This window comes from Rathayibacter sp. VKM Ac-2927 (genome assembly GCF_022815525.1).
Lineage (GTDB): Bacteria > Actinomycetota > Actinomycetes > Actinomycetales > Microbacteriaceae > Rathayibacter > Rathayibacter festucae.
This window is the reverse complement of sequence record NZ_JALGRT010000005.1, coordinates 153682-166211: the sequence shown is the minus strand read 5'-3', so window position 1 is coordinate 166211 and position 12530 is coordinate 153682. Positions and strand designations below refer to the sequence as shown.

Sequence of the window (12530 nt, the reverse complement as noted above, 5' to 3'; positions counted from 1 at the left end):
GCCCTTACCGCGACGTTAGTGATCGCGGCTGCAGTGCCTGGTCCGTATTCGGGTTACCGACCGGGCACTGCAGCCGTGTTCCCCTGACCATTGCTCATCTGAAAGAATCTGCGCATGGATGCAGACAGCGGGTGCGGGCGGCACGTCGAAAGCCCATACGTCGAGCTGGCGGTCGAGGTGTTCTCGATGCTGGCCCATGCCACCCGGGTACGGATCGTGCTCGCCCTCGCCGACGGCGAACTCGCGGTGAACGACCTTGCCGAGCGGGTCGGGAAATCGCCCGCGGCGGTCTCGCAGCATCTCGCGAAGCTGCGGCTGGCGCGGGTGGTCTCGACCCGTCAGGAGGGGACGCGCGTGTTCTACCGCATGACGAACGAGCACGCCAGCCAGCTCGTGGCGGACGCGATCTTCCAGGCCGAGCACCAGCTCGGCGGCACTCCCGCCCACCACCACGGGGAGGCGGCCGATGCGGACCGCACTGCGTAGCCGGGGAGTGCAGGCGGCGCTGCTCTCGGCAGTTTTGTTCGGCACGGGAACCCCCGCGGCGAAGCTCCTGCTCGACTCCGTCAGCCCCTGGCTGCTCGCCGGGCTGCTCTACTGCGGCTCGGGAATCGGGCTCGGCCTGCTGCGTCTGGTCCGCCGCTCCCCGCGCGTGCGCCTCGAGCGGGGCGAGTACGCACCGCTCGGCGGCGCGATCCTGTTCGGCGGGATCCTCGGCCCCGTCCTGCTGCTCGTCGGCCTCGTGAACACGCCCGCCTCGGGAGCGTCGCTGCTGCTGAACGCGAAAGGAGTCGCGACCGCGCTGCTGGCCTGGTTTGTGTTCCGCGAGAACGTCGACCGGCGCATCGCCGTCGGCATGCTCGCCATCGTCGCGGGCGCCGTCGTGCTCACCGTGCCCGCGGGGATCGCGTTCGGCAGCCCCTGGCCGGCGCTGGCGATCCTCGGCGCCTGCCTGTGCTGGGGCATCGACAACAACCTCACGCGGAAGGTCGCCCTCACCGACGCGACCTGGCTCGCCGCGGTCAAGGGCGGCGTCGCCGGTCCGGTGAACCTCGTCCTTGCCTTCGCCCTCGGGGCGCAGCTGCCCGCCCTCGGCAATCTCGCGGCCGCGATGACCGTCGGCTTCTTCGCCTACGGGGCGAGCCTCGTGCTCTTCATCGTCGCCCTCCGGCACGTGGGCACCGCCCGGGCGGGCGCCTACTACTCCGTCGCCCCATTCTTCGGCGCCGTCCTCGCCGTCGTCCTCGGCGAGCCGGTGACCGCACCGCTGCTCGTCGCCGCCGCGCTGATGGCGATCGGGATCGGGCTGCACCTCACCGAGCGCCACGAGCACTAGCACACCCACGAGCCGCTCACCCACGACCACTGGCACACCCACGACGACCGGGACGAGCACCACCGACACGAACACGACGAGCCCGTCCCCGCCGGCACCCGGCACCGGCACGTCCACACCCATGACGCGATCACGAACAGCCACGAGCACTACCCGGACAGCCACCACCGCCACGAGCACTGAGAGAATCGGCCGATCGCCACCTCGCGCCGACAACGTCCGACCCCTCCACGAGGCCGTCGCCGCCCGGATCCAAGCCGAACTCCTCACCTAGCCGCGTCAGGCCGCCGCGAGGGCGATGGCGGGCCTGCTCCTCGATGGCGACTCTGGACCGTTCTGGCGAAGCGGGGTGACGGGATCGTTTGGCCGGGTCGGGGTGGGGTTATAGGTGGTCTGGTCGCGGAAGATCGCCCAGATGACGTTGATGCGGCGCCGGGCGAGAGCGATCAGCGCCTGCTTGTGCGACTTCCCCTCCTGGCGTTTCCGTTCGTAGAACGAGCGCGAGACCGGGCAGTTCCTCGACGCGATGAACGCCGCCTGGAAGCAGGCGTTCAATAGCCGCCGGTCGTATCGCCGTGGCCGGTGATGGTTGCCGGAGATCTTCCCGGAGTCACGCGGCACCGGGGCGAGGCCGGCGAAGCTGGCCAGCCGGTCGGGCGTCTCGAACGCGGCGAGGTCGGTACCGGTTGCGGCAAGGAAATCCGCGGCGAGCCTGCGCCCGAACCCCGGAATCGACACCAGCAGATCCGCGGACCTGCTGTCCTGCAAAGCAGCTTCGATCTCCCCGTCGAGCTCGGCGACCTCGTCGCGTATGCGGAGCAGATCACGCGCGGACCGGCTCACCAGCCGAGCCGCTGCCCCCTCCCCCACGACGACCGATGTCTGCTCGCGCGCGGCTTCCACCGCCGTCTTCGCGACCGCCGCGGATTTCCAGCAGCCCTGCCCCTTCAACCACGCCGCCAGCCGGCTCTCCCCCATGCGCCGGATCGCACCGGGGGTCGCGTACCGGGTGAGCAGCACCAGAGGTACCCTGGTCGTCGCGTAGTTGAATGCCCCCTCGAGCGACGGAAAGTAGTGGACCAGGATGGCGCGCAGGCGGTTCACGGCGCGGGTGCGATCGTGCACCAGGTCCTCCCGTCGCGCCGAGAGCAGGCGCAGCTCCGCGGTGACCTCGTCGGGCTGGCGCATCAGCGTCACGTCTCGCCGGGTCCGCGCCTGGTCGGCGATGACGACCGCGTCCTTCGCGTCCGTCTTCGCCTCGCCGCGATAGGCGCCCGAGGCGTGGTGCACGACTCGGCCCGAGATGTAGAACAGCGGCTGCGCATGCGAGTGCAGGAGCATCTGCAGCAGCCCTGTCCCGCCGTGGTTGAGGTCCGTTGCCCAGGCGACGTCGATGCCGCCTGGCAGGGAGGCGACGTCGCCCATCAGGGTCAGGATCGCCGTTTCTCGGTTCTTGAACCGTTGGGAGAGCAGCTTGGTTCCGTTGGCGTCGATGACGACGCAGTGGTGTTCGGTCTTGCCGGCGTCGATACCGGCCCAGAGTTGGGGCACGCAGCGTCCTTCCGTTCAGGGGTGCGGTGCGCCGTGAACGACCTTGCCGGCATGTCCTTAGGAGGCGATCTGGTCGCGTTTCTCAATGAGCGGTCCTGCCGTTGCGAGGTCCCGGGCGGCTAATCCCGGCGTGCCATCAGACGGCTGAAGGCGGTCAGCCATACCCGAGACCCCTGGCGCGTTCCGGAGCCTACAACTGCACCGAATCCACGGAAATAACGGTAAGGAAGGCGGTTCTCCGCCTTGGCAACCGGAGGGCGCAGTGCAACCAGCTTGTTCAATGGGGGCAGGGATGACGGGTCTGCAGCCCGTGGTCCTCAGATCGTGGATGGTCTCGCTCTAGTGCAACCTGTCGGCTCTTGTGGCCTGGCTTCCTGCGGGCGCGCGGGCCATCCACGATCTCTTGGCGGCGTGGCTCGAGAGAGGCCTGGATGCGTTCTGGAAGCTGGTTTGCCCTCCGCCAAACCCATTGAATGGACTGAGCTGGAGGGCACGACATGTCGACGACGATCATTGGTATCGACCCGCACAAAGAGAGCTGGACAGCGGTAGCTGTCGGCCCTCGCGGTGAACGGATCGGCGCCGTGCGGGCGCCGGTGACGAGCGCCGGCTACCGGCAACTCCGGCGGTTCGCGGCCCGTTTCCCCGAGCCTGTCTGGGCGATTGAGGGCGCCTATGGTCTCGGAGCACCACTGGCGGCGATGCTGACCGAGGACGGAGTCACCGCATGGGACGTCCCCGCGAAACTCGCCGCACGAGTGCGGGTCCTCTCCACCGGCCACAGCCGGAAGAGTGACGAGGACGACGCCCTCTCGGTCGCGGTCGCCGCCACGACGTCCAGCAAGCTGCGAACCGTGCAGGTCGACGCGGCCTCCACGGAGCTGAAGCTGCTCACCGAGCATCGCGACGACCTCGTGCGCACCCGTACCCAGACCATCAACCGGCTCCACGCCATCATGACGCTGCTCGTCGTCGGAGGAGCGCCTCGCAGGCTGACCGCAGACATAGCGGCTGCCCTGCTGCGTCGGGTCCGCTCGACCGAGAGCATGACCACGACACGCCGGCTCATCGCGGTCGACCTCGTCGCGGAGATCCGCCGTCTCGACAAGCGGATCTCCACCGCGACTGGACACATCCTCGAGCGGGTCAATGCGACGGAGTCCACCCTCACCGTTGTTCCCGGGATCGGGCAGCTCACCGCGGGGAAAATCCTCGCCCGCACCGGCCCCATCACCCGATTCGCTACCGAGGCCCACTTCGCCGCCTACGCCGGCGCCGCACCTCGCGAGGTATCTTCAGGCGACGTCGTGCGACACCGCCTCTCCCGAAGCGGCGACCGGCAACTGAACTACGCCCTCCACGTGATCGCGCTCACCCAAGTCAGCATGAAAACCAGCCCCGGCCGAGTCTTCTACGAGCGCAAACGCGCCGAGGGCAAGGGCAGCAAGGAAGCGCTCCGCGCCCTGAAACGGCGCCTGGCAACGGTCGTGTTCCGCGTCCTCGTCGCCGACCACCTACGCGCAGCGGTGGGTCCGGCGGGACAACCAGGAACGACGCTTCAATCCAGCGCGGCCGGCTCACATCCCAACGCCGACTCTTCGGATAAGTCACTCACCGAACCCACCTCAACAGAGCCTATCCACGTCGCCGCTTGACCAGAGAGGCGCCCGCAGGGCGCTAGGGGAGAGAGTTTCGGCGCGAAATAAGGGAGCGCAGCGACCGCGTGTCGAAAGTCTCGGAAGAGCCGGTGGCGCAGCCACTTGAACGGAGCCCGGAGGTGGCTACGAGGGAGCGAAGCGGACGAGCCGCCGAAGGCTTCCCGGCAAAGAAACGTGAGCCCATCGGGTGAACATCAGCGGCCGGCACCGCCGGCTGGACGCTTAGGCGGCGCTCCGTCGCCGCTGCGCGAGTGCAGCTCGCGCCCCCGGAACGAGATGGCGGGGAGTGTGAGGGGGGTCACCCCTCACGGGCCGGCCCTCCCCCGTTCAGCTCGCCACCGCCTCCGCACTGGCTGCGACGTCGGCGGCAGCGTGCTGAACGACTGGGCGATCGGCTATTGGGACGGTGATCCGATTCGTAGTGTCGGACTCGTGAATCCGTCTCGACACCGTCCTGCCATCGGAGCTCCGGCTACCCGGGCGCTCGAGGAGGCAGCCGTGCATGACTGGCCGGACGCGCCCTCTCCTTCGGGAACTGTTCCTATCGCGTCGGAACCGTCGCCGATAATCGGCGCGCAGTCGGCCATGACAAGCTGTCCGCAAGGGGTGAGCTACATCGTGTCGACGGGGCTGTCTACCTGGATGGCCGCAGGGGCGGGCGTCTGGTCGGCCGGGGGTTCTCGATGAGGCTGCTCGCGATCGGAGGAGCACAGAAGCGAGTAGGCGTGCCCGCGAACAAGCGCCGCTAAACCAGGATGAATGGCTCCCACTTCTCGCAACGCCTCAAGAAGCTCCAGCAGAGCGTCCTGGGGGTCTGCGCGCTCCGTCGAGTAGGAGGAGACTTGAGGCTTGGCCGTTGCCGCACGATCGCGCATGTCCGCGCCCTTCGCTCATCCGTTTAGGAGGACAGCAGCAGGATCAGGGTCGCTAGTCTCACGGTAGAGGTTGCGACTTTGTGTCCGCCGCCCCCAGATCAGGGCGCACGGGAAACGACCCTCCGGATGCACCAACAAGGAGCATCGGCTCCAACCAATCTCGGCACCTGACTACGCGGGCGCTCAGAGTGCAAACCTGTCACACTGAGGCATTTCCCGCCCCTGACACCCGGCGAACCCTTCACCATAAGGAGCTCTCCAGGATGGGCGTTCTGCGCTACGACCACCGCACCTTCGAGTTCGAGGACCGTCTCCTCGTCCACCTCCAGATCGTCGTCGGCCTGAAGCTGCGCCGAGCGGAGTGCTTCTACCTCTCATGGCTGCCCGGTCACGGGTCCGGAATCGGCCGTCAGGCGATCTGGATCACAACAGGTGTAGCCCTGCACTTCGACTACTCCGGCACCCGGCTCCCTTCCGTGAACCGCGACTGGATCGAGCACCTTGTCGCGAGCTCCCACAGCGGTATGGGCTTGAACCTTTCGGACGAGGCAAACCGTGAACCCGCTGCCATGCGATGAGGACAGGTCGCACCTCGGCGGCATCTATATCTCCCACGTCCGAAACGCCGGCGTAGGGAAGCATCTGCGATCAGCTCCCGTCGCTGTCAGCAGCTGGGCTGTCGTCCTGACTGGATCACCTCTGAACTCCGGCGGGCGGGGGGCCCGCGGTGAGCGAACCCGATGACCTTTCGACCCTGCTCTCCTCGCTCCTGGAGCTGTTGCCGTTCGACGACGCGGCCGCCGCGTCGCTGGGCTCTCCGTTCGATATCGAAACGCTGGCCGCGACGAGTGACCTCGGCGCCTCCCTGGATGAGACGCAGCTCGATCTCGGCGAGGGCCCGAGCTGGCAGGCCTTCCACAGCCACCGCCCCATCGCCGTACCCTTCGTCGACGGCGACGCTGCTGCTGGCTGGCCGTTTTACGCCTCCGCGCTGGCCGGCGTCGGCATCCGCTCCGTGCTCGCCCTCCCCTTGTCATTCGGCCCCCTCCACATCGGGGCTATCACACTGTTCAGCGCCACCTCGGCGCAGGCGAGCACGGAGAGCCTGCAGCTCGCCAAGAGCATCGCGACTCTCTTGGGCAGAACAGTTATCGCCCGAGCCCTCGCCGACGCACACGCCGGCACGGCCTCGCGAGATCCCTCCCTCTCCCGCCGGGAAGTGCACCAGGCCACCGGCATGATCATCAGCCAGACCAAGACCACACCCGCCGACGCACTGCTCCTTCTCCGCGCCCACGCCTTCCGAACTTCACGCACAGTCAGAGCCGTCGCTGCCGACATCGTCGCCTGCCGCCTCGATCTCTCCCCCGGCCCCTCCCACTCCCCCGACCCCGATCATTGAAAGCAGGACCCCAATGCCCGCCTTTGCACGCACTGAACTGCTTCTCGAGACTCTGACCGTCGTCGCCGACACCCTCGTCGACGACTTCGATGTGGTCGAGTTCCTTCACGACCTCGTCGACCGATGCGCGGCGATCTTCGACGCCGTCGACGTAGGTCTCGTCCTCGCCGACTCCCACGGCGACCTCGTTGTCATGGCCTCCACCAGCGAACGCCTCCACCTGATCGAGGTCCTCCAGCTCTCCGCCGGCGACGGCCCCTGCGTCGACTCCTACGAATCCGGCAGCGTCGTCACCGCCGGCGACCTGGAAAACATCACGCTTCGATGGCCCGCGTTCGCTCTCGCCGCACAGGACTCCGGTTACCAGTCGGTGCATGCCGTGCCTCTTAGGTTGCGGCAGAAGACGATCGGGTCGCTGAACTTCTTCAGCGACAGCCCGGGCATATTCGAGGTGAAGGACGTCCTCGTCGCCCAGACAATCGCCGATGTCGCCACCATCGGTCTCGTTCAGGAGCAGGCGATCAGAGAGGCCTCCCTCGCCCGCGCACAGCTACAGCACGCCCTCGACGCCCGCATCGTCATCGAGCAAGCCAAGGGCATCATCGCGCACAGCCGCAACGTCGACATGGAGAGCGCCTGGCGGCTGCTGCGCCAGTACGCCCGCTCCCACGAATCCCGCGTTTCCGACATCGCCGAAGCCGTCGTTGAGGGCCTCGTCGTCCTCTGACCGCGATGAGTGGTTCCTCGACCAACTCAGAATCGAGTCAGGTGGTCCTGCACGGTACGAGCGGCGAGAGCAAGCCGTCCGCGACGACGCTCCGCTCATCTCTACCTGCCGGCGGATGCGACCTGTCTCGACGCGCCCCATCCGCACTACTCGCGGGAATACGGCGCGGAGGAAGCGGCGTCATGAACATCTGCCAGTCGGCAACGATCGGCCACCGCGTCGCGTTTGCGGATCGACGGCTACTCCGACAGCTCGCGGTCGAGGCGATCGAGGAGTGCTTCGAGGGACATCTCGAACTCCTCGTCGCTACGGTCTTCGCTGAGCAGAACACGTAGTCGACGTACTTCGGGAGCGATGTCCAGCGAGACGTTGCCGTCGCCCTGCGGGATGTCTGCGTCGCCTTCATCGAGGGGCTCCTCCGCCGGCCCGGCCTCGGCCCCGTGAACGACTGACTGCAGAAGCAGCTGGCCGAGCAGGAAACTACTGAACGCGCGGTACGCGCCAACAGCCTGCTCGTCGGTGAATCCGCCGATGGTCAGCGCCTCGAGGAAGGTGTTGACGACCTCGATGCTCCGCAACGGCGGCCTCAGCCACGGCGCGGCCGGATGCCGAGTCGCGACCAGCGGGAATGCTCGAGGGTGGTCGGTGGCGATACGCCGCACCTCGTGCGCGACCGTTTGAAGGAACTCCTGCCAGTGCTGGCCCTTCGCCTCGACGAGGCGCTCGGTGAGGTCTCGCATCAGCATCGCGATGACGCCCTCGAGCAGATCCTCCTTGCCGTGCACATACCGGTACAACGACATTGCCTCGACGCCCAGCTCTTGACCTAGCGACCGCATCGACAGACCTTGAGCGCCAAGGCGATCGATCTGATCGAGAGCAGTCGTCACGATCAGTTCCCGGCTCAGCTTCCCTCCACCCGGGCTCGCTTGGCCTTCTTTACTCGAGTCCGCCACGGAGAACACCTTCCTGAAGTACCCGATCGCCCCACTAGCAGGACGACCGTGTGAAACGCAAGCACCACACACATCTTCAGTTTAGCCCAGTTTACGCCGTAATATTTTTTGGTAGCTTACGTTGTAAGCAGGTTTTGCGGCTGTCGCGCCCTCGCGTGCTCATGCTTGATGAGAGGTAGTTTTGGCCAACCACAACACGAACTCCAGCACGACGGCTCGGGCCGTCACCACCGACAACGACATCGCGAAGGAGTCGCTGATCGGCACCGAGCGCGGCGGCCGCGACTCGAACATCTCCTGGGGCTCCGTGGTCGCAGGCGTCATCACCTTCCTTGCCGTCACGATCCTGCTCTCCCTCGTCACGGCCGGCATAGGCCTCGGCGGATCCGGTCTCGGCGCCGGCATCTGGAGCATCATCGCGCTCGCACTTGCCCTCATCGCCGGAGGCTTCGTCGCTGGCGCGCTGGCACTTCGCAGCGGCCTGCTGCACGGCTTCCTCACCTGGGCCACCTCCCTCGTTGTCGCTCTCGCCCTAGTCGTCGGGCTGGGCGCAGGGGTTCTCGGTGCCGCGGGCGGAATCGTCGGCGGCGTCGTGTCCTCCGCCTCGCAGGCTGCGTCGGGAACCGACCTCAACCAGGTCGCGGACGATGCCGAAGGCGCTGTCAGTGAGGAAGACGTGCAGGACGCCCAGGATCAGGCCGGCCAAGCCCTCGACAACGCGCAACAGGTCGCTGATGACGCCGCGGAAACCGCACAGACCGCGTCCTGGTACGCCTTCGTCGGACTCCTGCTGGGCGCGATCCTCGCCGCTTTCGGTGGAACCCTGGGCGTTCGCAGCGTTCTCTCGCGCCGTGACCGCACCACCGTCGCCGCGAAGAGCACCCGCTAACACCCCTCCTCCCGGGAGCAGTTCTCGAGGGATGCCCCCGTTGGCCGGTCACCAGGAAAGAGGCTCTGATGCACGACGCCGTCCACGCCGCAACCGTTGACGAACTCGTTCGAGCGGTCGAAGAACTGCGAGTGGCCGAAACTATCGCCTCCCGGCAGCAGGTTCGAGGAATCGGACTCCGGGGGATGGAACGGGCGGCCGTCGTCTACATCGAAGAGTTTGGCCAGGCTGAGCAGAGCGCGACACCCACCGGGCTCTCCCGCTACCTGGGGATCAGCACAGCAGCTGTCACGCACGTACTCGACAGACTCACCAATGCCGGGCTGATTCGGCGCGAACGCTCCGACACCGATCGACGCCAGGTCACCCTTCACCTAGCCGTCGAGCACGGAGACCCGCGCCTGAGCGATCCACTCAGCACGCCACTGCACAGCATCGCCACGTCTCTTGAAGCCGGTGAGCGGCGAATCATCCTCCGCTTTCTCATCGAACTTCGCGGGCTACTCCCCCGACCTCACTGACCTCATACCCGCAACTAATTGTCACTCTCCATCCCGAGCCGGCTAATTCCCGGATGAAAGCGAGCACATCATGATTGATAGCAGCAGCATCAACGACCTGATCGGCGCCGACGTGCGCGGCACCGACGACAGCAAGATCGGTACCGTCGGCCAAATCTACGTCGCCGACGACTCGCAGACCCCGACCTGGGTGACCATCCGCACCGGTCTGTTCGGCTCCGGCGAGTCGTTCGCCCCGCTCGAAGATGCGACCTTCGAGGGCGGCGTCCTGCGCGTCGGCTACGAGAAGGCCTTCGTCAAGGACGCGCCCCGCGTCGACGACGACGGCGCCCTGAGTGCCGACGAGGAGCAGACGCTCTACAGCTACTACGGCCGCGGCGACTCCTACGCCACTCCGACAGAGGCGCCCCTGTACGACCAGGACGCTGACCGCACCGCGGACACCGACCGCACTCAGAACACCGCCGGCACCGAGGGCTATGACACCTCCGGCCCGACGACCGATGACGCGATGACGCGCTCCGAGGAGCGCCTGCGCGTGGGCACCGAGAAGGTCGAAGCCGGGCGCGCGCGCCTGCGCAAGCACATCGTCACCGAGCAGGTCACCAAGACCGTCCCGGTCAGCCATGACGAGGTCCGCGTCACCCGCGAGGCGATCACCGACGCCAACGTCGGCGACGCCCTCTCCGGCCCGGAGCTCAGCGAAGAGGAGCACGAAGTGATCCTCACCGGTGAGCGCGTCGTCACCGCGAAGGAGACCGTGCCCGTCGAGCGCGTCAGCCTCGGCACCGAGACCGTCACCGAGCAGCAGCAGGTCACCGAGGACGTCTCCCACGAGGAGATCGAGCTCGTCGACCCCACCACGACGACGTCCGACGAGAGCATCGTCGACCGCGACACCCGCTCCTAGTCGCCACCGGCGGCGGCCCGGCACCCCACCGGGCCGCCGCCACCACCCGCACCGCCCCCAGACACCTTCCACACTCGTCCGCCCGCGGACTCGCGCCTGAAAGGCCCACCTATGGACTTCCCCGCCGCTCTGCAGAACGGACTGGCCGCGGTCATCGCGTTCGTCCCGCTCGCGCTGCTGTTCCTGCTCATCCTCATCGTCGGCCTGATCGTCGCCAAGCTCATCGAGAAGGGCCTCTCGCGCCTGCTCACCAAGGTCGGCTTCGACCGCGCCGTCGAGCGCGGCGGCATCAAGAAGGCGCTCGCGAACTCGACGCTGGACGCGTCCGACATCGTGTCGAAGATCATCTACTACACGCTCGTGCTCTTCGTGCTGCAGTTCGCGTTCGGGGTCTTCGGCCCCAACCCGGTCAGCGACCTGCTGCAGGGCATCATCGGCTTCCTGCCGAAGATCATCGTGGCGATCATCATCGTCGTCCTCGCCGCCGCGATCGCCGCGGGCGCCAAGGGCCTGATCCAGAACACCCTGGGCGGCCTCTCCTACGGCAAGGTGCTAGGGAACATCGTCGCGGTGTTCATCCTCTTCCTCGGGGTCACCGCGGCCCTGAACCAGATCGAGGTCGCGACGACGGTCACCACGCCGATCCTGATCGCGGTCCTCGCGATCATCGCGGGCGTGATCATCGTCGGCGCCGGCGGCGGCCTGATCAAGCCGATGCAGCAGCGCTGGGAGGCGATCCTCACGAAGGCCGAGGAGGAGGCGCCGAAGATCCAGCAGGAGGCGCAGAACGCCCCCTCCGTCACCGAGCAGGCGAAGCGCGCCGCCGACCAGGCGAAGCAGGCCGCCCCGGCGACCACCGCGCGCCGCCCCCGCTAACCCCCCTCGACACGGCTGGCCCCGCTCCTCGAGTGGGGCCAGTCGTGTTTAGACACCACCTCGCCTCACTGGCGGGAACACTCCTCCCATCGGAGAACCATGCACACACCTCCCAGCCCTGAGTGCTCCTCGTGAGCACGACGCCCCCCGAACCTTCCGCGGACGTGATCCTCCACGAGGAACGCCTCGACGTCTCCACCGAGCGGTACGCGACCGAACGCGTCACCATCGAGCGCATCATCGTGACCGAGCAACGCACCATCACCGTCGAGGTCCGACACGAGGAAATCCGCATCACCCGGGAAGCGGTCAACGACGAGCCCGTCTTCTCCGCTGACGCCTCGACGCCCCCGGATCCTCTCGTCGTGATTCTGCACGAAGAACAGATCAACCTGACCAAGGCAGTTGTTCCCGTCGAACGTGTCACCGTACAGATACACACCGTCGCCCAGCACCAGCACGTCACCGAGACCCTCGGCCACGAGGTCATCGACATCAACCGCACGCCGACGCATACCGACCGGTTCTCCTCGCCGGACGCCACCACACCAGAAGGGTTCCCCGCATGAACGACGAGCACTCCACCAGCGATACCCCCGCGGAGCACACCACGCAGGCGTCGGCGCCTGTCGAAGTCACCGCGACCAGCGAGACGAGTTGGATGATCCTCGCCGGCAACGGGAACATGCTCCTCGGGCACGCGACCCATGACGGCGACACGTACACCGCGTATGACGCGCAGGAACTCCGCATCGGCCAGTACCCCACGCGCGAAGACGCCGTCAACGCCGTCACCACCGGCACCCTCTAACCCTCCACGCAGAAGGAC

The 12530-nt window shown here is 67.1% G+C and carries 14 protein-coding genes; 12 read left to right on the top strand and 2 right to left on the bottom strand.

All coding sequences use genetic code 11. The features are described from left to right. The first annotated feature begins 114 nt into the window (after nucleotides 1-114). Nucleotides 115-486 carry a metalloregulator ArsR/SmtB family transcription factor gene (locus tag MT353_RS15660; RefSeq protein WP_243625182.1) on the top strand — a complete coding sequence of 124 codons (372 nt, stop codon included), beginning with the start codon at nucleotides 115-117 and terminating at the stop codon, nucleotides 484-486. After that, entirely contained in the window at nucleotides 467-1336 is an 870-nt protein-coding gene (locus tag MT353_RS15655; protein ID WP_243625181.1) for a DMT family transporter, read from the top strand. Before MT353_RS15660 ends, MT353_RS15655 begins: the two co-directional genes overlap by 20 nt. Nucleotides 1337-1615: 279 nt before the next feature. Here MT353_RS15655 and MT353_RS15650 read toward each other — a convergent pair whose 3' ends face one another. Further along, nucleotides 1616-2887: an IS110 family transposase gene (locus MT353_RS15650; protein WP_243625180.1), complete on the bottom strand. Its 1272-nt coding sequence runs from the start codon at nucleotides 2885-2887 to the stop codon at nucleotides 1616-1618. Between the two features lie 497 nt (nucleotides 2888-3384). Between MT353_RS15650 and MT353_RS15645 the strand changes: the two genes are divergently transcribed. The 4 genes from MT353_RS15645 to MT353_RS15630 all read left to right on the top strand — a co-directional run bounded on the left by MT353_RS15645 (nucleotide 3385) and on the right by MT353_RS15630 (nucleotide 7549). Beyond that, nucleotides 3385-4542 (top strand): IS110 family transposase, encoded by a 1158-nt coding sequence (locus MT353_RS15645; protein WP_243625179.1) that lies wholly within the window; start codon nucleotides 3385-3387, stop codon nucleotides 4540-4542. 1141 nt (nucleotides 4543-5683) lie between these two features. Next, nucleotides 5684-5998 (top strand): hypothetical protein, encoded by a 315-nt coding sequence (locus MT353_RS15640; protein WP_243625178.1) that lies wholly within the window; start codon nucleotides 5684-5686, stop codon nucleotides 5996-5998. Nucleotides 5999-6147: 149 nt separating this feature from the next. Then, complete coding sequence (locus tag MT353_RS15635) at nucleotides 6148-6822, top strand: GAF and ANTAR domain-containing protein (protein WP_243625177.1); 675 nt, start codon at nucleotides 6148-6150, stop codon at nucleotides 6820-6822. Between the two features lie 13 nt (nucleotides 6823-6835). Beyond that, entirely contained in the window at nucleotides 6836-7549 is a 714-nt protein-coding gene (locus MT353_RS15630) for a GAF and ANTAR domain-containing protein (protein WP_243625176.1), read from the top strand. Nucleotides 7550-7788: 239 nt separating this feature from the next. On the opposite strand, the gene MT353_RS15625 is transcribed toward MT353_RS15630, so the two are convergent. Beyond that, on the bottom strand, nucleotides 7789-8505 hold the full coding sequence (locus MT353_RS15625; RefSeq protein ID WP_243625175.1) for a TetR/AcrR family transcriptional regulator C-terminal domain-containing protein: 717 nt from the start codon (nucleotides 8503-8505) through the stop codon (nucleotides 7789-7791). A gap of 181 nt (nucleotides 8506-8686) precedes the next feature. Here MT353_RS15625 and MT353_RS15620 point away from each other — a divergent pair, with 181 nt between their 5' ends. From MT353_RS15620 to MT353_RS15595, 6 genes are all read left to right on the top strand, one after another. Next, complete coding sequence (locus tag MT353_RS15620; RefSeq protein ID WP_243625174.1) at nucleotides 8687-9394, top strand: hypothetical protein; 708 nt, start codon at nucleotides 8687-8689, stop codon at nucleotides 9392-9394. Between the two features lie 68 nt (nucleotides 9395-9462). Beyond that, complete coding sequence (locus tag MT353_RS15615) at nucleotides 9463-9915, top strand: MarR family transcriptional regulator (RefSeq protein WP_243625173.1); 453 nt, start codon at nucleotides 9463-9465, stop codon at nucleotides 9913-9915. A 70-nt stretch (nucleotides 9916-9985) separates the two neighbouring features. Beyond that, nucleotides 9986-10825: a DUF2382 domain-containing protein gene (locus MT353_RS15610; protein WP_243625172.1), complete on the top strand. Its 840-nt coding sequence runs from the start codon at nucleotides 9986-9988 to the stop codon at nucleotides 10823-10825. A gap of 111 nt (nucleotides 10826-10936) precedes the next feature. Next, on the top strand, nucleotides 10937-11701 hold the full coding sequence (locus tag MT353_RS15605) for a hypothetical protein (RefSeq protein WP_243625171.1): 765 nt from the start codon (nucleotides 10937-10939) through the stop codon (nucleotides 11699-11701). Nucleotides 11702-11832: 131 nt separating this feature from the next. Beyond that, nucleotides 11833-12270 carry a YsnF/AvaK domain-containing protein gene (locus MT353_RS15600; protein WP_243625170.1) on the top strand — a complete coding sequence of 146 codons (438 nt, stop codon included), beginning with the start codon at nucleotides 11833-11835 and terminating at the stop codon, nucleotides 12268-12270. Continuing rightward, on the top strand, nucleotides 12267-12512 hold the full coding sequence (locus tag MT353_RS15595) for a hypothetical protein (RefSeq protein ID WP_243625169.1): 246 nt from the start codon (nucleotides 12267-12269) through the stop codon (nucleotides 12510-12512). The genes MT353_RS15600 and MT353_RS15595 overlap by 4 nt, the downstream gene beginning before the upstream one ends. Nucleotides 12513-12530: the final 18 nt, after the last annotated feature.